Here is a 23,974-nt window from a genome sequence, read left to right as displayed (position 1 = left end):
GCCCCGGTCACACCCCGCGAGGCCGCTCACCCAGATCGGAGCCCGACCGTGTACCAGATCAAGACCTACACCCTCCGCACAGCGGAGGCGCTCCAGGAGTACGCCACCGTCCACTGATCGCGGGCCTCCGACGAGGCCACCGTTCGCATCGCCGGGACGGCTCCGGTCCGGTCGCCTGGACTGCGGTTCCCCGCGTCACCAGCCGGACAAAGCAGTCGGGCCTCCTCGCGCATAGCCTCCGCACCATGCGTGCTGTGCAGATCACCCGCTTCGGCGGGCCCGAGGTCCTCGACGTCGTCGACCTGCCCGACCCGGTCCCCGGGGACGGCGAGCAGCTGTACGACGTGAGCTCATCGGGGGTGAACTACGCCGACACCCACCAGACGGAGAACAGCTACCTCGCCCCGCAGGAGCTGCCGCTGATCCCGGGTGCGGAGTTCGTCGGCGCCCCGGCCGGCGGCGGGCAGCGGGTCGTCGGGCTGCTGGCCGGCGGCGGCTACGCCGAGCGGGTCGCGGCCAACACCCGGCTCACCTGGCCGGTGCCCGACGAGGTCACCGACGAGCAGGCCCTCGCCGTCGTCCTCCAGGGCGCCACCGCCTGGCACCTGCTGCGCACCTCCACCCACCTCTCCCCCGGCGAGTCCGTGGTGGTGATCGCCGGGGCCGGCGGGGTCGGCACCCTGGCCATCCAGCTGGCCAAGCACTGGGGCGCCGGCCGGGTCATCGCCACCGCCTCCAGCCCGGAGAAGCGCGCCCTGGCCGAGTCCCTCGGCGCCGACGCCACCGTCGACCCCGCCCTGGCCGACGACGACCCGAAGACCTTCACCGCCGCCCTGCGCGAGGCCAACGACGGCCGCCCGGTCGACGTCGTCCTGGAGATGACCGGCGGCAACGTCTTCGACGGCGCCCTCGCCGCGCTCACCCCGTTCGGCCGGCTCGCCGCCTACGGAACCGCGGGCCGGGTGCCGCCGAAGCCGGTGAACCCGCAGGCGCTGATGGGCACCAGCCGCGCGGTCGCCGGCTTCTGGCTGGCGCACTGCTTCCGCCGTCCCGAGATGCTCGACGCGGCGATCACCGACCTGCTGGCCATGGTCGCCGCCGGCACGCTGCGCCCGGTCGCCGGCGGCCGCTATCCGCTGACCGCCGTCCGCGAGGCCCACCAGGACCTGCTCGCCCGCCGCTCCACCGGCAAGCTCGTCCTCGACCCCACCCGGTAGTTAGAGCAGGCGGTTGGTCCAGAGCAGGGAGCCGACGACGCCGAGGAAGGCGAGCAGCAGACCGCCGCGGACGAACCACGGGCTGATGTCCTGCAGCTCGGTGGTGTAGCCGATCTGGCTGCCGAGGTCCTCGTAGACCTCCTCCAGCTCCGCCGCGCTGGCCGCCTGGCTGTAGCTGCCGCCGGTCTCCTCGGCGATCTGCTCCAGCGTCGCGCGGTCGACCGGCACCGGCACCACCTCGCCGTTGAGGTCGAGGGTGCCGTAGTCGGTGCCGAAGGCGATCGTGGACACCGGAACCTCGGCGTCGTTGGCCGCGTCGATCGCCTGGGTCTCGTCGCGGCCCATGGTGCTGTAGCCGTCGGACAGCAGCACGATCCGCGCCGGCGGCACCGACTCGCCCTCGCTCTCCAGCGACGCCTGGTAGTTGCTGATCGCGGTGAGCGAGGTGAAGACGGCGTCGCCGATCGCGGTCGCCTCGGCGAGCTCCAGGTTGTCGATCGCCGTCCGCACCGCGCCGCGGTCGGTGGTCGGGGTGACCAGCGTGCTCGCGGTGCCGGCGAAGGCGACCAGGCCCAGGTTGATCCGCTCCGGCAGCACGTCGACGAACTCCTTGGCGGCCACCTGCATCGCCTGGAACCGGTCTGGCTCGACGTCGGTGGCGCGCATCGACAGCGACACGTCGACGGCCATCACCACCGTCGCCCGCTCCCGCGGCACCCGCACCTCCGTGCTGGGCTGGGCCAGGGAGAACACCAGCACGCCGAGGCCGAGCGCGACCAGACCGAAGGCGACGTGCCGGCGCCACCCCGGCCGCTTGGGCACCAGCGAGCCGAGCAGCGCCACGTTGGTGAACCGGGCGGCGTACCGCGCCCGGCGCAGCTGCAGCACCACGTACAGGCCGACGACGGCGAGCACCGCGAGCAGGGCGAGCAGCCACAGCGGCGACTGCAGGGTCATCGGGAAGCTCCTCCAGAGCCGGCGCGCCGGCGGTCTGCCACGAAACGGACGACGTCGGCCAGCCAGTCGCGGTCGGTGCGCAACCGCAGGTGCGCCGCCCCCGTCCGACGCAGCCCGGCCGCGATCTCCGCACGCTGGGCGGCCGCCCCCTCGGCGAAGCGACCGCGGAACGCCGCGTCGCCGGTGGGCACCTCCAGGGTGCGCCCGCTCTCCGGGTCGACGACGGTGAGCAGCCCCACGTCGGTCAGCTCCAGCTCCCGCGGGTCGACGACCTCGACGGCGAGCAGCTCGTGCCGCGCCGACAGCCCGCGCAGCGGCCGCTCCCAGTCGGCGGGGCCCCGCGCGTCAGAACCCAGGAAGTCGGAGATCACCACGACCAGCCCGCGGCGACGCTGCGGCCGGCGCAGCAGTTCCAGCGCGGCGGCCAGGTCACCGCGGCGCCCACCGGCCGCCCGCGGGGTGGCCACCACCGAGCGCAGCAGCCGGTCGGCGGCCAGCCGCCCCGGCGCCGCCGGGTAGCGGTCGACCCGCTCCCCCGTGGTCACGATGGCGCCCAGCCGGTTGCCGCCGCGCACCGTCAGGTGGCTGACCGCGGACAGCGCGGCGATCGCCAGGTCGCGCTTCTCGCACTGCGCGGTGCCGAAGTCCAGGCTCGCCGATAGGTCGACCACCGCCCAGGTCTCCAGCTCCCGGTCGGCGATCGTCTCCCGCACGTGCGGCACCTGGGTGCGCGCGGTGACCGGCCAGTCCATCCGCCGGACGTCGTCGCCGGGGTGGTAGCTGCGGGAGTCACCGGCCTCGCTGCCGGAGCCGGGCACCAGGCCCAGGTGGTCGCCCTGCAGCAGGCCGTCGAGCCGCCGGCGCACGGTCAACTCCAGCCGCCGGAGCAGCACCTCGGAGGAACCGCTGCCGAAGTGCGGCGGGGCGCCGGTCACCCGCGCTGCGGCCCGGTGTCGTCGGGCCGCTCACCGTGCGCCGCGGTCGAGCCGGTCCCCGGCTGGCCGTTGGGCGCCGGCGGCTGACCCCACGGCTGCGGCTGCCCCTGACCCCAACCCTGCGGGCCGGGCTGCTGCTGCGGCTGCCCCCAGCCGGGCGGCGGGCCCGGCTGCGGCTGACCGGCCGGGCCGAAGCCGGGCACCATCGGGCCGCCGGGCACGCCGGGCCCGAAGCCCCCGGCCCGCTGCCGGGGGGTCACCTGCGGCAGCGGCACGCTCTCCACGATCCGCCGCACCACGTGGTCGGCCGGCACCCCGTCGGCCAGCGCGTCGTAGGACAGCACCAGCCGGTGGCGCAGCACGTCGCCGGTGACGTCGAGGACGTCCTGCGGCAGCACGTAGTCCCGGCCACGGATCAGCGCCAGCGCGCGGCTGGCGCCGATCAGGCCGAGCGAGGCGCGCGGGCTCGCGCCGTAGGACACCCAGCCCGCGACGTCGGGCATGCCGTGCTCGCGCGGGGCGCGGGTGGCCACCACCAGCCGGACGACGTAGTCGACCAGCGCGTGGTGGACGAACACCTCCGAGGCGGTCTTCTGCAGCCGGCGGACGTCGTCGGGGTCGAGCACCCGCTCGGCGACCGGCGGGACCGAGCCCATCCGGTAGATGATCTCCCGCTCCTCCTCCGGGCTCGGGTAGTCGACGAGCACCTTGAGCAGGAAGCGGTCGCGCTGGGCCTCGGGCAGCGGGTAGACGCCCTCGTTCTCGATCGGGTTCTGCGTGGCCAGCACCAGGAACGGGTCGGGCAGCTTGTGCGTGACCCCGCCGATGGACACCTGCCGCTCGGCCATGACCTCCAGCAGCGCCGACTGCACCTTGGCCGGCGCTCGGTTGATCTCGTCGGCGAGCACGAAGTTGGCGAACACCGGGCCCAGCTCGGTGTCGAAGGAGTCCTGCCCGGCCTTGTAGATCCGGGTGCCGATGATGTCGGCCGGGACCAGGTCGGGGGTGAACTGCAGCCGGGCGAAGTGCCCGCCGACGACGGTGGCCAGCGTCTCGACCGCCAGCGTCTTCGCCACCCCGGGCACGCCCTCCAGCAGCACGTGACCACGGGCCAGGAGGCCCACCAGCATCCGCTCGACCAGGCGGTCCTGGCCGACGATGACACGCTTGATCTCGAAGAGGGCCCGCTCGAGCCGGGCGGCGTCGACGGAGGGCGGGGTGGGCTGCTGCTGGGCGGGCGCGCTGCTGGCGGCGGTCACCCGGCCAGTGTCCTACAGGCAGCTGTGCAAGGGGCCGGCACGCACCGGTGGCGCATGCCCGGCGCGGCACACCGGCCGCGCCCGCCGCCGGGGCGGAGAGCCTGCCTCTGCGCTCTCCACCCTGCTAGCCTGACCCTCGCGTCGGGCAGCTCCCCCCGTGGCTGCCCGACGCCCTTCCCCGTCCGGGCCCGGTGCCCGCTCAGCCGGTCGGCCGCACCGCGCCGAAGTAGGTCGAGCTCGACGTGCGGGCCGACGAGATCCGCACCGTCTGCCCGCGGTCCGGCGCCTCGATCATCTGGCCACCGCCGATGTAGAGCGCGACGTGCACGATCGCGCCGTAGGTGGGGTTGGCCCGGCCGTCGTCCCAGAACAGCAGGTCACCCGGCTGCAGGTCGCCCACGGCCACCCGGCGGGTGGAGAACCGGGCGTACTGCTCGCGGCTGGTGCCACCGATCCGGATCCCGGCCTGCGCGTAGGCGTACTCGGTGAGCCCCGAGCAGTCGAACCCCCACACCCCGGTGTCCGGCGTGATGCCGTAGCTGGGGCCCTTGCTCCCGCCGCCGCCCCAGGAGTAGGCGACGCCGAGCTGGCTGCGGGCCGCCGCGATCGCGGTCTGCGCCGCCGAGGCGGAGGGAGCCCCGGCCGTCGTCCCGCCGACCGGCGCGGTGCCGCCCCCGCCGGACGACGAGCCACCGCCCGAGGACGAGCTGCCACCGGAGGACGAGCTGCCACCGGAGGACGAACCACCACCGGAGGACGAGCTGCCACCCGACGACGACCCACCGCCGGACGGGGAGCCCCCGGACGGGGTGGCGCGCGACGGCGTGGCCGCGGCGCGGGCCGCGGCGGCACGCTGCTGCTGCTCCTCGTAGGCCTGGGCCGCGGCGCGCGCGTCCTGCAGCCCGGTGAGCGTCTGCTGTGCCGCGCTGAGCTGCTCCTCGACGGCGGCCTGCTGCTCGGTGAGCTCGTCGGCCTGCGCCCGGGCGGAGATCTCCTGCTGCTGCGCGTCGGCCAGCAGTGTGGCGGTCTGCTCCTGCAGCCCGTCGGCCGCACCGAGGGTCTGCTGGGCGACGGCGTCGGCAGCGGCGGACTGCTCCTGCAGCACCGTGAGCTGGGCGACGACGTCGGTGCGGTGCTCGCCGACCACCTCGAGCAGGGCGGCCCGCTCCAGCAGCTGGGCCGGCCCGCCGGCCGACAGCAGCGCCATGGTCCCGGAGGAGGTGCTGCCCTGGATGTAGCTGGAGCGGGCGAACGCGGCCACCTCGTCCTCGCCCTGCTGCAGCGCGGCCACGGCCCGCGAGGCCTCGGCTGCGGCGGCGTCGGCGTCGGCCCGCGCCTGCTCGTAGGCGGCCTGCGCCTCCTCGTAGTCCTGCAGGGCGATCTGCGCGGCCGCGGAGGCGGCCGCCGCGGCGGACTCGGCCTGGGCGAGCTGGGCGTTGATCGCGCCCACCTGGGCGGCGGCGTCCTGCCGCGCCCGCTCGGCGCTGCTGATCCGGGCGTCGCCCGGATCGGTCGGCGCGGCCATCGCCGGCGCCGGGGCGACCAGCAGGCACACGGTCACCGCCGCGGCGATCCCGAGGGTGCGGTGCACCCGTCGTCGTCCACCCGTGCTGAGCTGCGTGCGCACTGACCCGACTCCTCGCGTTGCCCGGCACCTCGGTCAGGCGCCGGTCTCGACCAGTCCAGGCACACCCGTCTGGGTGTGCTCTCGACCGCGTCATCGACCGGATCGGGTGAACGCCTTGAGCCAGGCGGGGTCGTCTCCCCCTCAGGGGTGAGGCGTCGGCGCACGGCACGTGCTGCGCGGGCGGCTGCTGTTCCCGGGCGAACCGTCGTCCCCCCGCACCAGCGCCTGTCCTCCCACCCCGGTGCTGCTGCGGGGGGACAGGCAGTGATCAGGTCACCTGATCGATGCCGGAGGGGCCGGGCCGGGCCGGCCGCCAGCAGGGCCCTGCGACTACTGGCGCTCCTGGGTGCCCCAGAACGCCTCGCGCAGCTTGAACTTCTGCACCTTGCCGGTCGCGGTGCGCGGGATGGCCGGGCGGAACTCCACCCGCTTGGGCGCCTTGTAGCCCGCCAGCCGGGTGCGGCAGTGGGCGATGATCTCGGCCTCGGTGACCTCCGCGCCCTCGGCGAGCACGACCAGCGCGGTGACCATCTCGCCCCACCTGTCGTCGGGCACCCCGATCACCGCGACCTCGGCGACCGCGGGGTGGCTGAAGACCGTGTCCTCCACCTCGATCGAGGAGACGTTCTCCCCACCGGTGATGATCACGTCCTTCTTCCGGTCGGAGATGGTCAGCACGCCCTCGTCGTCGACCATGCCGCCGTCGCCGGTGTGGAACCAGCCGCCGTCGAGCGCCTCGGCCGAGGCCTGCGGGTTCTCCCAGTAGCCGGCGAGCACCGTGTTGCCCCGGGCGAGCACCTCACCGGTCTCGCTGGTGCGGATCCGGGTGCCCAGCGCCGGGACCCCGGCCCGGGACAGCGCCCTCGCCCGCTCCTCGGGGTCGAGCCGGTCGTACTCGGCGCGCGGCCGGTTGACCGTCAGCAGCGGGGAGGTCTCGGTGAGGCCGTAGATCTGGTTGAACTCCCAGCCCAGCTCCGCCTCGATCCGGGCGATGGTCCGGGACGGCGGCGGCGCACCGGCGACGACGATGCGCACCCGGTCGCGCCCGGGCACCGGCCCGTCCCACTCGGCGGCCGCGTCCAGGACCGCGTTCCACACCGCCGGCGCCCCGGCCATCAGGGTGACGCCGTGCTGGTCGACCCGGCGCAGGATCTCCGCGCCGTCGACCTTGCGCAGCACCACCTGCGTGCCGCCCAGCCCGGCCACCGTGTACAGCAGCCCCCAGCCGTTGCAGTGGAACATCGGCAGGGTGTGCAGGTAGACGTCGCGGTCGCTGACCTGCATGTGCATGCCGAAGGTGACCGCGTTGAGCCAGACGTTGCGGTGGGTCAGCTGCACGCCCTTGGGGCGCGCCGTCGTCCCGCTGGTGTAGTTGATGGTGGCGGTGGCGTCCTCGTCGGGCTCGGCCCAGGGGCGCGGTTCGGTGTCCGGGCGCAGCAGCCCGGTGTCGTAGTCCTCACCCAGCACGAAGCGGTGCCGCGCGGCGACGCCGGCCAGCGCGGGTGCGAGCTCGGGGTCGACCAGCAGCACCTCCGCGCCGCAGTGGTCGACGATGTAGCGGACCTCCTCGGTCTGCAGCCGGAAGTTGACCGGCACCAGCACCCGCCCCGAGGAGGGGACGGCGTGCAACAGCTCCAGCAGCCGGGCCGAGTTGTGGCTGACCACCGCCACCCGTGCGCCCTCGGCCACCCCGAGCGCGTCGAGGCCGGACTGGACGGCGCGGGCCCGGCGGGCCAGCTCCCGGTGGGTGGTCCGCCCCAGCGAGGGAGCCGGCTGCGTGGGCTCGTCGACCACGCCGACCCGGTCGCCGTAGACGAGCTCGGCCCGGTCGAGGAAGTCGCGGGTGGTCAAGGGCACGCGCATGGCGGCTCCCCGGTGCCGGGGCCGGCTGCACTGCCGGCCGCTACGTGGTCTGGGTCACGCTAACCGGCGCAGCCGGGCCGGACGAGGGGGCGCGCACCGCGCCGGCGCCCGCCCCCTCCTCCGGTCATCCCGCCGTGGCCGGGCCGGCCGGCACGGGAACCGCGGTCGCCCCGGCGGGCCGCCGCAGGCTCTCCTCGACCCCGGCCAGCGGGAAGTGGCAGGCCACCTGGTGCCCGGGCCGCAGCTCGCGCAGCTGCGGCGCCTCGTCCGCACAGCGCTGCTCCGCCTTCGGGCAGCGGGTACGGAAGCGGCAGCCGCTGGGCGGGTCGATCGGCGACGGCGGATCCCCCGCCAGCGCCTTGGGCCGGTGCGCCCGGCCGGTGGCGGCGTCCACCCGCGGGATCGAGTCCAGCAGCGCCGCGGTGTAGGGGTGCAGCGGCTGCCGGTAGAGCCCCTCGGCGGGGCCGACCTCGGCCAGCTGCCCCAGGTACATCACCGCGACCCGGTCGCTGACCTGCTTCACCAGCGCCAGGTCGTGGCTGATGAACAGGTAGGCGAGGTCCAGCTCCCGGCGCAGCTTCTCGAACAGGTTGAGCACCTGCGCCTGGATCAGCACGTCGAGGGAGGAGACCGCCTCGTCGCAGATGACCAGTGCCGGGTTCAGCGCGATCGCCCGGGCGATCGCCACCCGCTGGGCCTGACCACCGGAGAGCTCGTGCGGCCGCCGGCGTCCGTAGGACGACGGGTCCAGCCCGACCAGGTCCAGCAGTTCGTTCACCCGGGCGCGCCGCCAGTCGGCGTTGCCCGCGCCGTAGCCGATCATCGGCTCCTCGACCAGCTCGGTGATCCGCCAGCGCGGGTTCAGCGAGCCGAACGGGTCCTGATAGACCATCTGCATCTGCCGCCGGGCGTCCTTGAGGTCGCCCCGCTTGAGCGTCATCAGGTCCTGCCCCTGGAACTCCACGCTGCCGGACTTCGGCCGGGGCGCCTGGATCACCGACCGGGCCAGCGTCGACTTCCCCGACCCGGTCTCCCCCACCACCCCGAGGGTCTCCCCGGCGCACATGTCGAAGGACACGTTCGACACCGCGTGGACCACGCCGCCCCGCACGCCGCCGGCGGCGCGGACCGGGAACTCCTGCACCAGGTCGCGAGCCTTGAGCAACGGCGCCTTGCCGCGCACCTGCTCGCCCTCCACCCGCTCGTCGACGGCGGTCATCGCTGCTCTCCGTTCTCGGTGCCGCAGGGATGCCAGCAGGCCCATGCGTGCTGTGGCTCGTGCTCGACGAGGGCGGGCTGCTCCACGCACCTGTCCGTGGCGTTGCCGCAGCGCGGCCGGAAGGGACACCCCTTGGGCAGGGCCGAGAGGTCCGGCGGCTGCCCCGGGGTGACCGGCAGCAGCGAGTGCGGCTCCCGCTCCAGCGCCGGGATCGCGCCGAGCAGCGCCCGCGTGTAGGGCATCCGCACGTTGGCGAACAGGGTGCGCGTCGGCGCGTGCTCGACCGCGCGGCCGGCGTACATGACCACCACGTCCTGGGCGTAGCTGGCGGCCAGCCCCAGGTCGTGGCTGATCATGATGACCGCCATGCCGAGCCGCTCCTGCAGCTCGACCAGCAGCTCCATGATCTGCGCCTGGGTGGTGACGTCCAGCGCGGTGGTGGCCTCGTCGGCGATGAGCAGCCGCGGTTCACCGGCGAGGGCGATGGCGATCATCACCCGCTGGCGCATGCCGCCGGAGAGCTGGTGCGGGTACTCGTGGAAGCGCCGCTCCGGCGCCGGCAGGTGGACCAGCCGCAGCAGCTCGATGGCCCGGGCGTGGGCGCCCTTCTTGTCCAGGTCGCAGTGCGCCCGGACCGCCTCGGTGATCTGCAGGCCGATCTTCATCGTCGGGTTCAGCGACCGCGCCGGGTCCTGGAAGACCATGGCGATGTCGCCGCCGCGCAGCTTGCGCAGCTCCCCCTCGGACAGCCCGAGCAGCTCCCGGCCGTCGAAGCGGATCGAGCCGGTGATCTGCGCCGTGGGCGGCAGCAGCCCCATCAGCGCCCGGGAGCTCACGCTCTTGCCGGAGCCGGACTCACCGATGATCGCCATCATCCGGCCGGGCACCAGCTCGTAGGACAACCCGTTCACCGCCCGCACGCACCGGCCACCGCGGGTGAACTGCACCCGCAGGTCCTGCACCTGGAGCAATGGCTCGCCAGCGACCGGCTCCGGCCGGCCGAGCACGCCGGTGGCCCCCGGCGCCAGGTCCGAGGAGATCGCCCCCGAGGTCACATGGGTGTCCGCGACCCCGAGGGCCGCCGTCCGCTCGCCGCTCATCGACCGCTCCATCGCGCCCGGAGGTTCTCCCCGAGCAGGTTGAAGGACAGGACGGTGACCAGCAGCGCCAGGCTGGGCCAGACCACGAGCATGGGCGTCGCGGAGAGGCTCAGCTGGCCGTCGGCCACCATGTTGCCCCAGCTGGGAGCCGGGGCCGGGATGCCCAGACCGAGGAAGCTCAGCGCGCCCTCGATGATGATCACGATGCCCATGCCGAGCATCGCGAAGGTGATCAGCTGTGGGGCGATGTTGGGCGCCAGGTGCTTGAACAGCACCCGCCACCCCGGCGTCCCCGCCAGCTGGGCCGCGGCCATGAACGGCTGCTCGCGCAGCCGGATCACTGCCGAGCGGGCGACCCGGGCGACCGCCGGGATGCTGAAGAAGGTCAGCGCGAAGATCGTGTTGGTCATGCTCGGGCCGAGCGCCTGCGCCACCGCGAGGGTGAGCACCAGCGACGGGAACGCGATCAGCACGTCGAGCACGCGCATGATCACCGTGTCGAGCAGACCGCCGACGTAGCCCGACAGCGCACCGAGGGTGCCGCCGATCACCAGGCCAAGCACGTTGACCGTGGCGGCGATCAGCAGCGAGGCACGGCCACCGTGCAGCAGCCGCGACAGGATGTCGTTGCCGTTGGGGTCGGTGCCCAGCAGGTGCCCCGGGGAGCCGGCCGGCAGGTAGCTCTCCAGCACGCTCCCCCCGACCGGGCGCGGGAGCCCCAGGACGAGCGGCCCCAGGAAGCAGGCCGCCGCGATGACGGCGATCATCCCGGCGGGGATCCAGGTGCCCAGGTTGGCGGGCCGACGGCGCCGGCGGCCGGCCTCGACCTGCTCCAGGTCGACGTCCGGGCCGACGGCGGACGCGGCCGCTGGTTCAACGACTGTCATGGCGGATCCTCGGGTCCAGGACGGCGTACATGAGGTCGACGACGAGGTTCGCGACGACGGCGACGAGCGCGAAGATCACGACGGCGGCCTGCACGACGACGACGTCACGGGTGTTGATCGCCTGCAGCAGCATCTGGCCGATCCCCGGCAGCGCGAAGATCTGCTCGATGATCACGGTGCCGCCGATCAGCGCCCCGAGGTTCAGGCCGACCACGGTGATCAGCCCGAACGACGAGTTGCGGAAGGCGTGCTTGATGAGCACCTGCCAGGCGCCGATGCCCTTGGCCCGGGCCGTGGTGATGTACTCCTCCTGCTGCAGCTGGTCGACCAGGTCGCCCCGCAGGAAGCGGGTGTAGAAGCAGAACAGCGGGATCCCGATCGCCGCCGAGGGCAGGATCATCCCGCGCAGGTTCGCCCACAGTCCGTCGGAGAGCGGGACGAACCCGATGGCCGGCAGCGACCCGAGCTGGACGGCGAAGACCAGCACCAGCACCAGCGCCAGCACGTAGTTGGCCACCGAGAGCCCCATCGTGCTGATGAACATGCTGATCCGGTCGACCAGGCCGTTCGGCTTGTAGGCCGCCAGCAGGGCCACCGGGATGGCCAGCACCAGGGAGACGACGAAGGCCAGCACGACGAGCTCGGCGGTCACCGGCAGCCGGTTGGCCAGGATGTCGCTGACCGGCTGACGGCTGACCATGGAGTTCCCGAGGTCACCGGTGAGCGCGCCACCCAGCCAGTCGAAGTACCGGGAGACGCCGGACTCGTTGAGCCCCAGCTGCTCCTCGAGCTGCGCGACGTCCGCCGCGGTGGCCTCGGGGCCCAGCAGCTGCTGGGCGGCGTTGCCGGGGATCAGGCTGAGCACCCAGAACGTCAGGACGGTCACGCCGAGCATGATCGGGATGGCCATCAGGAGCCGCTTGACCACCAGCCGGAGCACCGGCGAGCTGGTCACCCGGCTGAGCGGGGAGACCCGCGGGTCCCGGGAGACCGGGACCCGCGGGGTGGCGGTGGCGGTGGTCACTGCTCCTGCCAGACCTCGTCCCAGATGACCCCGGAGTTGACCAGGATCGCCGGGATCTTCGTGGTCAGCCCGGGGCCGTGCACACCCTGCGCCGCCAGGTTGGCCGGGGCGAAGGCCAGGCCGAACGGTGCGTAGAAGTTCGCTGCGATCAGCTCACCGGCCTCCCGGTAGAGCTCGGCGCGGGCGTCCTCGTCGACCGTGGCCGCGGCGTCCTGCAGCAGCTGGTCCAGCTCCGGGTCGTTCACCCCGCTGTAGGGGACCCCGGAGGTGAACCGGAAGCCGACGCCGACACCGGCCGCCGGGTCCCACGCGCCGGCGGTCTGCAGCATCGACTGCCACTGTCCGCCGGTGAACTCCTGGATGACGCCGGAGAGCTGGTAGTCGTTGATCTCCACGTCGATCCCCGCCTCCTGCCACTGGGTCTGCAGGGCGGTGACGATCTGGGTGGCGACGTAGTTGCTGATCGTGCCGAGCCGCACGGTCAGCCCGCCGAGCTCCTCCACCAGCTGCTTGGCCCGGTCCAGGTCGTACTCCGGGTAGCCGTCGACCTCCGGCTCGTAGAACTTGCCGCCGGGAGCGGTGAAGCTCTGGCTGACCTCGTAGTTGCCGCCGAAGATGCCCTCGTTGATGGCCTCGAAGTCGGTGGCCCGGTAGACCGCCTCACGCGCCTTGACGTCGTCGAACGGGGCGATCGCGGTGTTCAGCTGGATCACGTAGGGCGAGGTCGCCGGCTGGATGGTCACCTGCAGCTGACCGCTCTGCTGCGCCTGCTCCAGCAGCGGCGTGGTGTTGAGGCCCTCGTAGGCCTGTGCCTGGCCGGCCTGCAGCGCCTGGTACGCCGGCTGGTCACCGCCGATGGACTGGAAGGTGAGGCCGTCCAGGTAGGGCAGGCCCTCCTTGAAGTAGTTCTCGTTCCTGGTGAGCTCGAGCTTGGAGCTGAGCTGGTTGGAGACGACCGTGAACGGCCCGGCGCCGACCGGGTTGATCGCGAAGTCCTCCTCCCCCTGCTCCTGGACGGCGGTGGGGCTGGCGATCCAGTTGACGTTGGCGGCCGGGAAGGAGGCCAGTACCGCCGGGTACGGGTCGACGAACTGCAGCTGGATGGTCAGCGGGTCCAGGACGGTGATCCCGTTCTCCGCCAGCTCCCAGGTGGGCTTGCAGGTGCAGGGGTTGGCCAGGTCGCGCTCCCAGTTCCAGCGCACCGCCTCGGCGTCCAGCGGCGTGCCGTCGCTGAACTCGATGCCCTCGCGCAGCGTGACGGTGAAGGTCCGGCCGTCCTCGGAGATCTCGTAGCTCTCCGCCTGGTTGGGCATCACCTCGGCGTTGGAGCCGTCGTCGTCCGCGCGGAGGAGGAACAGCCCGCCGAAGATCGCCTGGTTCATGGCGATGTTGGAGCCACCGGTGGTGTTGGTGGCGGGGTCCAGCCCGGCCGGCCAGGAGCCGGCGAAGGCGGCGTCCTCCAGGACGGTGATCTCGCCGCCGCTCACCGGGTCGCCGGCCGGGGCCGCGGAGCCGGCGGAGCCGGACGACCCGCCGTCCCCGCCACCGCAGGCGGTGACCAGCATCAGGGCCGCGGCGACCGGGGCCAGTCTCATCATTCTTCTCACGTGGGGTGCTCCCGCTTCAGAAGGCGTCGTTGGCTGCGCGGATCCGGCGATCGCCGGTGAGCCTCGGTGCTGGTGCAGCGACCGGGCCTAGTGACCGGGCTCACTGCGTTGGTGCCAATCTCCCGTGGTGGGGGCCACACCCGGCCCGCCGCTTCCGCCGTACGGGAGAGAAGTTGGCCCCCTCGGGCGGCCTCTCCACTTCCGTCCGGAGAGGGTCCGGAAGGCGGTTCGGCGCGGGCCACGGCCCCCGTCACGACCAGGTCACGACGGGGGCCGCGGGCGGGGGTGTGCCGGTCCTCGACGGGCGCAGCGAGGCTCGCCGCCGCGGGTCGAGCCGCACCGCCGAGCGTCCCGCCACCGGCCCCGGAAGGCACCGGGCCCCGCCCGCGGGAGGCGGACGGGGCCCGGGATGAGGGCAGGGTCGGTCAGGGGTGGTCGATCCCCAGCCAGCGGAAGGCGTTGCCGCTCAGCACGTCGGCGAGGTCCTCCGGCGGCAGGTCCAGGGTGCGCAGGGTCCGCCCGGCCGGGTCCTCGCGGAGCATCGCGGGGAAGTCCGAGCCGACCAGCAGCCGGTCGGCGCCGAGGTAGTCGACGAGGAACCGCAGCGCGCGGCGGTCGAAGACCATCGAGTCGTACCAGAACCGCCGGGCCAGCTCGACCGGCGAGGGTCCGTCGTCGTGCATCACCGCCCGGGTCAGGTCGACCGGCTCCTCGTTCCACGAGCCGCCCCAGAAGTACTGCGCCCGCGGCAGCATCAGCGGGAATCCACCGGCCGCGTGGCTGAAGGAGATCCGCAGGTCCGGGCAGGCCTTCGCCGTCCCGCCGGTGACCATCGAGCCGGCGGCGAACGCCCCCTCGACCCCGACCACGTAGGTGCCCATCGCCGACATCGGCAACCGTTCCGACGGGCTGGGCATGGCGTGCACGAATACCGACAGGCCCAGCTGCTCCACCTCGGTGAAGAAGGGCAGGAACTGCTCGTGGCCGATCGACCTGCCCAGGATGTTCGAGGCGATCTCCACCCCGTGCAACCCCTGGTCCTTGATCGCCTTGAGCTCGGCGGTGGCGGCGTCGGGGTCCTGCAGCGGCACCATGCCCAGCCCCTTGAGCCGGTCGGGCACCTCCGCGCAGAGCTGCGCGGTGGCCTCGTTCACCCACCGGGCCAGTGACATCCCGTCCCCGGCCGGGAGGTCGTAGCGCAGCAGCGGCGGCATCGGGCTGAGCACCTCGACATCGACCCCGGAGGCGTCCTGCTCGGCGATGCGCCGTTCGGCGTCGAAGAAGGCATCCCGGGCGGTGAACCGCATCGAGCCGAAGACCAGCGTGCGTGCGGTGTCACCGTCGACCGGTTCCATCCGGGGGAAGCACTCCGGCGCGTCGGCCGGGTAGTCGCGGGGCAGCAGGTGGGCGTGCGCATCGACGAGCACGGGTGCCTCCTCAGGCGGGCAGGTTGGGGTGGACCGACACGTGCACCGGGAGCTCTCCCGGCACCTCGCCGGCGAGGGTCTCGATGGCCAGGGCGGTGTCGTCCAGGCCGAAGGTGTGGGTGTGCAGCTTCTCCAGCGGGAACCGGCCGGACTCGATCAGCGCGATGGCCGCCTCCTGGCCGGCGAAGTCGACGCCGAACGCGCCCTTCACGACGAGCCCGCGGTTGATGATCAGGTCGGTGCTCAGCGGGATCTCCCGCCCGCCCTTGAGCCCGGCGAGCACCACGGTGCCGCCGAACCGGGCGACCTTCAGCGCGTCGGTGACCGGCCCGGCGGCCATCGGGGTGAGCTCCAGGACGACGTCGGCCATCTCGCCGTCGGTGATCTCCCGGACCCGCTCGACGACGTCCTCGCCGTCCTCCCCCACGACCACGGTGTGGTCGGCGCCGAACTCGCGGGCCAGCGCGAGCTTGTGCTCGTCGGCGGCCAGGCCGGTGACGATCACCGTGCCGGCGCCCGCGGCCTTGGCCGCGATCACCGAGGCGATCCCGCGCTGGCCGGCGCCGAGCACCACGACGGTGTCGCCGAGGCCGATGCCGCCCAGGTGGACGGCCCAGCGGACGCCGGCGCCCAGCGGGTTGAACATGACCGCGATCTCCGCGGGGATGGTCTTGTCGATCTTGTGCAGGACGGAGTTGGGCGTCAGGTACAGGTGCTCGGCGAAGCCGCCGAACAGGCTGGGCGCCACGTCGACCCCGGTGACCCCGTGACCCAGGGTCCGGTTCGGGCAAGCCTGGTAACGCCCGGTCAGACACTTCTCGCACGCCCGGCAGGGGACGATGACCTCCAGCGCGACGCGGTCGCCGACCTGCACGCCCCAGCGCTCGGCGGCGCGGTCACCGATCTCCTCGATGATCCCCATCGGCTCGTGACCGGGGATGAAGTCGCCCCGGCCCATCGACATGTGGCCCTTGTAGGTCTCCACGTCGCTGCCGCAGATGCCGTTGGCCTCCACGCGCAGCAGACCGTCGTCGGCGCCGATCACCGGCCGCGGGAAGTCCCGCAGCTCCATCTTCCGGGGGCCGGTCTGGACCACCGCGCGCACGCTGTCGCTCATCGCTCTCCTCGAGCTCGGCCGGCGCGAGGGCGCGCCGGGTGACCGGTGCCGCCCGGGAGGAGCCGGGCGGCACCGGACGTGGGTGGGGCATCCGGCTGGGGTCGGTCGGCGGAGGGGTCAGTCCTCGTGGACGATGACGCCGCGGATGTTCTTGCCGTCGTTCAGGTCCTGGTAGGCCTGGTTGACCTCGTCCAGCCGGTACTTGCGGGTGACCAGCTCGTCGAGCTTGAGGTCACCGGCGCGGTACAGGCCCAGCAGCTTCGGGATGTCGTAGAGCGGGTTGCAGTCCCCGAAGAGCGCGCCGCGGACCTGGCGCTGGTAGCCGATGAGGGCGCCGGCGTGGAAGTGCACGGCCTTCTCGGTCAGATGGCCGACGGCGGTGATGGTGACCTTGCCGCCCTTGCCGGTCATCGCCACCGCGGAGTTCACGATCTCCTCGGTGACCACGCCCGGGGTGAGGATGGCGTGGTCGGCCAGCTGCCCCCACGTCGTCTCCACCACGAAGTCGTGCGCCTCCTTCGCCGAGGCGAAGGTGTGCGTGGCGCCGAAGACGGTGGCCATCTCCCGCTTGAACTCCACCGGGTCGACGACGACGACGTTCTTGGCCCCGGCGTACCGGGCGCCCTGCACGGCGTTGCTGCCCACCCCGCCGGAGCCGAAGACGACGACGGTGTCCCCGGGCTTGACGCCGGCGGCGTAGACCGCCGAGCCCCAGCCGGTGGGGACGCCGCAGCCGACCAGGCTGGCGACCTCGAAGGGGATGTCGTCGGCCAGCGGCACGCAGGCCCACTCCGAGACCACCGCGTACTGGGAGAAGGTGCCCAGCGAGCAGAACCCGCCGAGGTCCTCGTCGCCGAGGTGGAAGCGGAAGGTGCCGTCGAGAAACATGCCGCTGCCGGCGTTCAGACCCTTGACGCACATGTTCTGGTGCCCGGTGGAGCAGGGCCGGCAGGCGCCGCAGGCGGGGATGTAGGAGCAGATCACCCGGTCACCGGGCTTGACCCGGCGGACGTCGGGGCCGACCGACTCGACGATCCCGGCGCCCTCGTGGCCACCGACCATCGGGAAGCGCACCGGGGCGTCACCGGCGGTGATGTGGTCGTCGGAGTGGCAGAGCCCCGAGGCGGCGAACTTGACCCGCACCTCGTGCGACCTGGGCTCGTCCAGCTGGAGGTCGACCATCTCCCAGCCGATGTGCGGCCCGCGGGCGATGGCGGCGTGCGTGGTGATGCTCATCGGGATGCCTCCCTGAGGGGGTGGACTGGAGTGGGGAGGTCAGGCACCGGTGCCGCGCAGGGAGACGGTCTTGACCTGGGTGTAGTCCAGGACGGCGTCGGCGCCCATCGTGCGGCCGAAGCCGCTGCGCTTGTAGCCGCCGAACGGACCGCCGATGACGCCGGCGCCGAGCGCGGCGTTGACCGCCACCTGGCCGGCCTGCAGGCCGCGGGCGAACCGGACCGCCTGGCCGACGTCGTTGGTCCACACCGAGGCGACCAGGCCGTAGTCGGTGCCGTTGGCGACCTGGAGGGCCTCCGCCTCGTCGGCCACCGGGGTGACGCCGAGGACCGGCCCGAAGATCTCCTCCTGGTGGATCCGCATCGCCGGGTCGACGTTGTCGAACAGCGTGGGCTCGACGAAGAAGCCGCGCTCGTACTGCTCACCGGAGGGGCGGCCGCCGCCCAGCACCAGCTCGGCGCCCTCCTCCCGGCCCAGCTGCATGTACGTGAGCACCCGCTCGTGCTGCTTGGCGTTGATCAGCGGGCCCATGTTGACCTGCTCGTACCAGGGGCCGACCTTGACCTTCGACATCTGCTCGGCCAGGCGCTGCACGACCTCGGCGTGGATCGAGCGCTCGACCACCACGCGGGAGCCGGCGGCGCAGATCTGGCCGGTGTTCATCGTGATGCCCATGGCGATCGCCGGGATGGCGGCGTCCAGGTCGGCGCCGGCCAGGATCACCTGCGGGGACTTGCCGCCCAACTCCAGATGCAGCGGGGTGAGGTTCTTCGCGCAGGCCGCCATCACCATGGCGCCGGTGTCCGGTGAGCCGGTGAAGCTCATCCGCCGGATCCCCGGGTGGGCGGACACCGCGGCACCGGCCTCGTGGCCATAGCCGGTGACCACGTTGACCACGCCCGGCGGGATGCCCGCCTCCAGGGCCAGCTTGGCCAGCGCCAGGGCGGTCAGCGGGGCGTCCTCGGCCGGCTTGATCACGATGGTGTTGCCGGCGGCGATGGCCGGGCCGACGTCGTTGACGAACATCGGCGCCGGGGCGTTCCACGGGATGACCGCGCCCACCACGCCGTAGGGCTCGCGCAGGGTGAGGCCGATGGCGTCGGGGGTGTAGGTCGGCAGGGACAGGCCCTGCACCTTGTCGGCCTGACCGGCGACGAAGTTCAGGATCCGGGACATCGGCGGCGGGCCCCAGCTGGGCCGGCCGACCTCCTGGGACTCCAGCTGGTCCAGCTCGGTGGTGTGCTGGTCGATCAGCTGGGCCCAGCGGAAGAGCAGCGCGCCGCGGGCGGTGGCGTTGGTGTCCCGCCAGGCGGGGAAGGCCGCCTCGGCCGCGCGCACGGCGGCGTCGACGTCCTCGGCCCCGCCGCGCGGGACCCGGCCGAGCACCTCACCGGTGGCGGGGTTGATGACGTCGATGGTCTGCCCGCCGGCGGCGGGCACCCAGTCGCCGCCGATCAGCTGGGCGTCGTCGATGAGCAGGGGCGAACCGGCCTGCGGGCCGGGAGGAGCGATCGTCATGTCCGGTTCCTTCAGTGCTCGTGGATGATCACGCCGCGGATGTTCTTGCCGTCCAACATGTCCTGGTAGCCCTGGTTGACGTCCTCGAGCCGGTAGGTCCGGGTGATCAGCTCGTCGAGCTTGAGGTCGCCGGTGCGGTACAGGCTCAGCAGCCGGGGGACGTCGAACAGCGGGTTGCAGGCGCCGAAGATCGCGCCCTGGATGCGCCGCTGGTAGCCGATGAGGGCGCCGGGGTGCTCGTTCACCCAGCCGTTGCCGACCGCGGTGACGGTGACCTGGCCGGCCTTGCCCACCACCTGCAGCGCGTCGGCGATGACCTCGTCGTGGAGGACGCCGACGGTGATGATCGCGTGGTCGGCGAGCTCGCCCCAGGTGACCTCGTTGACGAACTCCTGGGCCTCCTTCGCCGTGGCGAAGGTGTGGGTGGCGCCGAAGACGGTGGCCATCTCCCGCTTGAACTCGACCGGGTCGACGACGACGACGCGCTGGGCACCGGCGAACCGGGCGCCCTGCACCGCGTTGCTGCCGACGCCGCCCGCGCCGTAGACGACGACGGTCTCCCCGGCGCGCACGCCGGCGGCGTGCACCGCGCTGCCCCAGCCGGTGGGGACGCCGCAACCGACCAGGGAGGCGACCTCGAAGGGGATGTCCTCGGGGATCTGGATGACGCTGTACTCGCTGACGACGGCGCGCTCGGAGAAGGTGCCGAGCACGCAGAGGCCGCCGAAGTCCTCGCCGTTCTGGTGGAACCGGAACGTGCCGTCGGGGAACTCCCCGGTGGAGGCGTTCTTGCCCTCGTCACAGAGGTTCTGCCGGGCGGTGGAGCAGTAGCGGCACTTGCCGCAGGCCGGGATGAAGGAGCAGACGACGTGGTCGCCGACCTTCACCCGGGTCACGCCCTCACCGACGGCCTCGACGATGCCAGCGCCCTCGTGGCCACCGACCACGGGGAAGCGCATCATCGCGTCGCCCTTCTGGATGTGGTCGTCGGAGTGGCACAGCCCTGCGGCCATGAACTTGATCCGGACCTCGTTGGCCTGGGGCTCGTCGAGCTCGAGCTCGGTGATCTCCCACGGCTTGCCCGGCTCCCGACAGACCGCGGCGCGTGTGGTCATGCTCATCTGGGGCCCCTTCCGTGCTGACGACTGGTGGTACGGGCGCTGGCCGGGGGGCGAGAGCCTCGCTGACACCCGGGGCGAGGCCCGGAGCCGATGGGGACACTGCCGCCGCAGACGTGGCGTGGGCCACACGTCATTCCGACCGGCGGAAGACGAGCCGGGCGGACCCCCCGGTCCGCGCGCGGACGCCCCGGGGCCCTGCCTTCCCCCGGGTGGAATACGCCTTCTCGGGTACCGGAGGGCGTCCATACGTTCGACGACGTCCGGGTGACCCTCGACACATCGCCGTCCCGCCCAGTGCGCGGGCCCGCCGTCGGGATCGCACCAGTGCACGAGCCAGCCGCACCACCGGGGACTGGCCTGAGAAGGGGACACGGCGTGATCGACAAGTTCCGCGAGGACGTGTTGTCCGTGGTCGACAGGGTGCCGTCAGGAGCGTCCATCGCGGTCGGCGGCTTCGGCAGCTCCGGCCGCCCGGACCTGCTCCTGGACGCCCTCTGCGAGCTGGGCAAGCGCGACCTGCACGTCTACGTGAACAACGTGGGCCACGACTTCACCGGCGTCGGCAGGCTGCTGCACGAGGGCCGGCTGCGCCGGGTGACGGCGTCCTTCCCGATCCTGCAGGAGTTCTACGACGAGTACTTCGCCGGCAAGGTGGAGCTGGAGCTGGTGCCGCAGGGGACCCTCGCCGAGCGGCTGCGGGCCGGTGGCTCGGGCATCCCCGCCTTCTTCACCCCGTCCGGGGCCGGGACGATGCTCGCCGACGGCACCTTCACGCTGCGGTACTCCCCCGACGGCGGGGTCGCCGAGCACGTGCCGGCCAAGGAGCACCGGCTGATCGACGGGCGCGAGCACGTGCTGGAGACCGGCATCGTCGCCGACTTCGGGATGGTCAAGGCGTACGCCGGGGACCGCAAGGGCAACCTGCGCTTCCGCCTGTCGGCGCGGAACTTCAACCCGCTGGCCGCGATGTCCGGCCGGCACACCTTCGCCGAGGTCGACCGGGTGGTCGAGGTCGACGAGCTGCACCCGGACGACGTCCACCTGCCCGGGGTCTTCGTCGACGACGTGGTCCTGACCAGCCCCGCCCGCACCACCGCCCCTGACGACAGCCGGCTGATCGCGAGGACCCGCTCATGACCGCCACGCAGACCCCGCCGGTGACCGGCCGCACCCGCGAGGGCATCGCCGAGCGTCTGGCGCAGGACCTGCAGGACGGCTTCGTCGTCAACCTCGGCGTGGGCATCCCGCTGGCGGTGCCCAGGTTCCTCCCGCCGGGCGTGGAGGTCGTGCTGCACGCCGAGAACGGGGTGCTCGGCCTCGGCCCGGCCCCCGAGGGGGAGGGCGACGTCGACCTCACCGACGCCGGCAAGCAGCCGATCACGCTGATGAGCGGGGCGGCGATCACCGACTCGGCGATGTCCTTCGCGATGATCCGCGGCGGCCACCTCGACGTCACCGTGCTCGGGGCGCTGCAGGTGTCGGCCGCCGGTGACCTCGCCAACTGGTACGTGCCCGGCCGCAACCCCGCCGTCGGCGGTGCGATGGACCTCGTGGCCGGCACCCCGCAGGTGTGGGTGACGATGGAGCACTGCGACCGCAAGGGCCGCTCGAAGGTCGTCCCCGAGTGCACGATGCCGCTGACCGGCAAGGCGTGCGTCACCCGCGTCTACACCGACCTGGCGGTCTTCCACGTCGTCGACGGCACGCTGCGGCTGGTCGAGTGCGCCCCCGGCGTCACCCCCGCCGACGTCCGCGCGAACACCGAGGCGCCCTACACCGAGGACCTGCGGTCGTGACCTGGACCTCGCGCATCGACCTGGACCGGATCACCGCGATCGACGTGCACACCCACGTGCACCGGTCGGTCTCCGCCCCGCCGACGGCGGGCAGCAGCGCCGACGACATGGGCGCCTACTTCGGCATCGGGTCGATGCCCCAGTACACGCTGCCCGAGCTCGCCCAGTACTACCGGGAACGGGACATGGCCTGCGTCGCCTTCGGCGTGGACAGCATCTCCCAGACCGGGGACGACCTGGTGCCCACCAACGAGGAGGTCGCCGAGCTCGCCGCGGAGCACTCCGACGTGGTCATCCCCTTCGCCAGCATCGACCCCGCCCGGGGCGCCGCCGGCGTCCGCCAGGCGCGCCGGCTGATCACCGACCACGGCGTCCGGGGGTTCAAGTTCCACCCCAACACCCAGGGCTTCCACCCCAACGACCGCAAGGCCTACCCGCTCTACGAGGTGATCGCCGAGCACGGGCTGATCGCGCTGTTCCACACCGGGCAGACCGGGGTGGGCGCCGGCACGCCCGGGGGCGGGGGCATCCGGCTGAAGTACGCCAACCCGATGGACGTCGACGACGTCGCCGTCGACTTCCCGGACCTGGACATCATCCTGGCCCACCCCTCCTTCCCCTGGCAGGACGAGGCGCTGGCCGTGGCCACCCACAAGCCGCGGGTGCACATCGACCTGTCCGGCTGGTCGCCCAAGTACTTCCCGCCCCAGCTGGTCCGGTACGCCAACAGCCTGCTCAAGCAGAAGGTGCTGTTCGGCTCGGACTTCCCGGTGATCACCCCCGAGCGGTGGATGAAGGACGCGGAGACCATCGGCCTGAAGGACGAGGTCAAGCCGCTGATCTACAAGTCCAACGCCGCACGGCTGCTCGGGCTGCTCCCGCCCGGCCGCTGACCCTCCCCTCCCCCGGACAGATCGGACATCTCCCATGCAGGACGTCGAGGGCAAGGTCGCCTTCATCACCGGCGGGTCCAGCGGCATCGGCCGCGGGATCGGGCTCGCCCTGGCCCGCGCCGGCATGACGGTGGTGATCAGCGGCCGCCGCCAGGAGCACATCGACGAGACGACCGCGGAGTTCGCCGCCGCCGGCCTCGAGGTCGACGCGGTGCAGCTGGACGTCACCGACGCGGCCGCGGTGGAGGCGGCGGCCGCCGCCACGGTCGAGCGCCACGGCCGGGTCGACGTGCTGGTGAACAACGCCGGCATCGGGCTGACCGGCCCGGTCATGGGAGCCACGCCCAGCGACTGGGACTGGCTGATCGACGTCAACATCAAGGGCGTCGGCAACGGGCTGCGGGCGTTCGTGCCGCACATCCGGGCGCACGGCGAGGGCGGGCACATCGTCACCACCACGTCGATGGCCGGGCTGCTGCCGATCGTCGCGGGGCTGTACTCGATGACCAAGGCCGCCGTGATCGCGCTGTCGGAGGCGCTGGCGATCGAGCTGGCCCCCGAGGGGATCGGCGTCTCGGCGTACTGCCCGGGGCCGGTGCACAGCAACATCGCCGGCGCCGTCGCCGCCCGCCCGGAGCAGTACGGGGAGAGCGGCTACACCCCTCCGCCGGCGGAGTTCCTCGAGTACGCCAAGACCCAGCCGTACATGAGCTACGTGGAGGCCGGCGAGCGGGTGCTCAACGGGATCCGGCGCGGCGACCTGTTCATCCTCACCCACCCGGAGTTCCGCGAGGGGGTGCGCGAGCGGTTCGAGACGACGCTGGCCGCGTTCCCCGACGAGCCGATCGACGAGGCCCGTGCGGCGGCGATCCCGTTCCTCACCAGCTCGCCGGTCTACGCCCCGGAGAACCGCCTCCCCTCCCCCCGCCTCACCGACCGCGTCGGCAGCTGACCGCCCGCTCCTCAGCCCGCTTTCCACGCCCTGTGTGCGCGTTCCCCGCGCTGCAGGGCGTGGGAAGCGGGCACTCGGCGTGGGAAGCGGCGGTCAGCGCAGCGCCGGGACGGACGAGAGCGGGGGGGGGGGGGGGGGGGGGGGGGGGGGGGGGGGGGCGCGCCGGGGGGGGCGGGGCGGGGGGGGGGGTGGGGGCGGGGGGGGGTGGTGGTCGGGGGT

20 protein-coding genes are annotated in these 23,974 nt (G+C 73.0%); 5 read left to right on the top strand and 15 right to left on the bottom strand.

Annotation, left to right across the window (positions count from 1 at the left end):
* Positions 1 to 245: 245 nt before the first annotated feature.
* Positions 246 to 1,217, top strand: coding sequence for a quinone oxidoreductase family protein (locus ACI795_RS12210; protein WP_457075778.1), 972 nt, complete (start codon positions 246 to 248; stop codon positions 1,215 to 1,217).
* Here ACI795_RS12210 and ACI795_RS12205 read toward each other — a convergent pair whose 3' ends face one another.
* The 15 genes from ACI795_RS12205 to ACI795_RS12135 all read right to left on the bottom strand — a co-directional run bounded on the left by ACI795_RS12205 (position 1,218) and on the right by ACI795_RS12135 (position 20,114).
* Positions 1,218 to 2,174: a VWA domain-containing protein gene (locus ACI795_RS12205; protein ID WP_457075777.1), complete on the bottom strand. Its 957-nt coding sequence runs from the start codon at positions 2,172 to 2,174 to the stop codon at positions 1,218 to 1,220.
* A complete protein-coding gene (locus tag ACI795_RS12200; RefSeq protein ID WP_457075776.1) occupies positions 2,171 to 3,109 on the bottom strand; it encodes a DUF58 domain-containing protein in 939 nt (312 codons plus the stop codon). The genes ACI795_RS12205 and ACI795_RS12200 overlap by 4 nt, the downstream gene beginning before the upstream one ends.
* Complete coding sequence (locus ACI795_RS12195; RefSeq protein WP_457075775.1) at positions 3,106 to 4,368, bottom strand: AAA family ATPase; 1,263 nt, start codon at positions 4,366 to 4,368, stop codon at positions 3,106 to 3,108. Before ACI795_RS12195 ends, ACI795_RS12200 begins: the two co-directional genes overlap by 4 nt.
* Before the next feature lie 199 nt (positions 4,369 to 4,567).
* Positions 4,568 to 5,995: an NlpC/P60 family protein gene (locus ACI795_RS12190; protein WP_457075774.1), complete on the bottom strand. Its 1,428-nt coding sequence runs from the start codon at positions 5,993 to 5,995 to the stop codon at positions 4,568 to 4,570.
* A 330-nt stretch (positions 5,996 to 6,325) separates the two neighbouring features.
* Entirely contained in the window at positions 6,326 to 7,858 is a 1,533-nt protein-coding gene (locus ACI795_RS12185) for an AMP-binding protein (protein WP_457075773.1), read from the bottom strand.
* 124 nt (positions 7,859 to 7,982) lie between these two features.
* Positions 7,983 to 9,077: an ABC transporter ATP-binding protein gene (locus ACI795_RS12180; protein ID WP_457075772.1), complete on the bottom strand. Its 1,095-nt coding sequence runs from the start codon at positions 9,075 to 9,077 to the stop codon at positions 7,983 to 7,985.
* Positions 9,074 to 10,177, bottom strand: coding sequence for an ABC transporter ATP-binding protein (locus ACI795_RS12175; protein WP_457075771.1), 1,104 nt, complete (start codon positions 10,175 to 10,177; stop codon positions 9,074 to 9,076). Before ACI795_RS12175 ends, ACI795_RS12180 begins: the two co-directional genes overlap by 4 nt.
* Positions 10,174 to 11,064, bottom strand: coding sequence for an ABC transporter permease (locus ACI795_RS12170; protein ID WP_457075770.1), 891 nt, complete (start codon positions 11,062 to 11,064; stop codon positions 10,174 to 10,176). The genes ACI795_RS12175 and ACI795_RS12170 overlap by 4 nt, the downstream gene beginning before the upstream one ends.
* Positions 11,051 to 12,088, bottom strand: coding sequence for an ABC transporter permease (locus tag ACI795_RS12165; RefSeq protein ID WP_457075769.1), 1,038 nt, complete (start codon positions 12,086 to 12,088; stop codon positions 11,051 to 11,053). The genes ACI795_RS12170 and ACI795_RS12165 overlap by 14 nt, the downstream gene beginning before the upstream one ends.
* Positions 12,085 to 13,683, bottom strand: coding sequence for an ABC transporter substrate-binding protein (locus tag ACI795_RS12160; protein ID WP_457075768.1), 1,599 nt, complete (start codon positions 13,681 to 13,683; stop codon positions 12,085 to 12,087). Before ACI795_RS12160 ends, ACI795_RS12165 begins: the two co-directional genes overlap by 4 nt.
* A gap of 437 nt (positions 13,684 to 14,120) precedes the next feature.
* On the bottom strand, positions 14,121 to 15,122 hold the full coding sequence (locus tag ACI795_RS12155) for an amidohydrolase family protein (RefSeq protein WP_457075767.1): 1,002 nt from the start codon (positions 15,120 to 15,122) through the stop codon (positions 14,121 to 14,123).
* Between the two features lie 10 nt (positions 15,123 to 15,132).
* On the bottom strand, positions 15,133 to 16,239 hold the full coding sequence (locus tag ACI795_RS12150; protein WP_457075766.1) for a zinc-dependent alcohol dehydrogenase: 1,107 nt from the start codon (positions 16,237 to 16,239) through the stop codon (positions 15,133 to 15,135).
* Positions 16,240 to 16,356: 117 nt separating this feature from the next.
* A complete protein-coding gene (locus ACI795_RS12145; RefSeq protein ID WP_457075765.1) occupies positions 16,357 to 17,475 on the bottom strand; it encodes an NDMA-dependent alcohol dehydrogenase in 1,119 nt (372 codons plus the stop codon).
* A 39-nt stretch (positions 17,476 to 17,514) separates the two neighbouring features.
* Positions 17,515 to 18,993: an aldehyde dehydrogenase family protein gene (locus ACI795_RS12140; protein WP_457075764.1), complete on the bottom strand. Its 1,479-nt coding sequence runs from the start codon at positions 18,991 to 18,993 to the stop codon at positions 17,515 to 17,517.
* Between the two features lie 11 nt (positions 18,994 to 19,004).
* Positions 19,005 to 20,114 carry an NDMA-dependent alcohol dehydrogenase gene (locus ACI795_RS12135; RefSeq protein WP_457075763.1) on the bottom strand — a complete coding sequence of 370 codons (1,110 nt, stop codon included), beginning with the start codon at positions 20,112 to 20,114 and terminating at the stop codon, positions 19,005 to 19,007.
* A 375-nt stretch (positions 20,115 to 20,489) separates the two neighbouring features.
* On the opposite strand from ACI795_RS12135, the gene ACI795_RS12130 reads away from it, so the two are divergent.
* The 4 genes from ACI795_RS12130 to ACI795_RS12115 are packed head-to-tail and all read left to right on the top strand — an operon-like array spanning position 20,490 to position 23,755.
* The gene (locus ACI795_RS12130; protein ID WP_457075762.1) at positions 20,490 to 21,251 is read left to right on the top strand and encodes a CoA transferase subunit A; all 762 of its coding nucleotides are present in this window, start codon (positions 20,490 to 20,492) and stop codon (positions 21,249 to 21,251) included.
* On the top strand, positions 21,248 to 21,910 hold the full coding sequence (locus tag ACI795_RS12125; RefSeq protein ID WP_457075761.1) for a 3-oxoacid CoA-transferase subunit B: 663 nt from the start codon (positions 21,248 to 21,250) through the stop codon (positions 21,908 to 21,910). Before ACI795_RS12130 ends, ACI795_RS12125 begins: the two co-directional genes overlap by 4 nt.
* A complete protein-coding gene (locus ACI795_RS12120; protein ID WP_457075759.1) occupies positions 21,907 to 22,803 on the top strand; it encodes an amidohydrolase family protein in 897 nt (298 codons plus the stop codon). The genes ACI795_RS12125 and ACI795_RS12120 overlap by 4 nt, the downstream gene beginning before the upstream one ends.
* A 34-nt stretch (positions 22,804 to 22,837) precedes the next feature.
* The gene (locus ACI795_RS12115; protein ID WP_457075758.1) at positions 22,838 to 23,755 is read left to right on the top strand and encodes an SDR family oxidoreductase; all 918 of its coding nucleotides are present in this window, start codon (positions 22,838 to 22,840) and stop codon (positions 23,753 to 23,755) included.
* Positions 23,756 to 23,974: the final 219 nt, after the last annotated feature.

The organism is Modestobacter sp. SYSU DS0290, from assembly GCF_054050955.1.
This window is presented reverse-complemented; position numbering and strand designations above follow the sequence as displayed.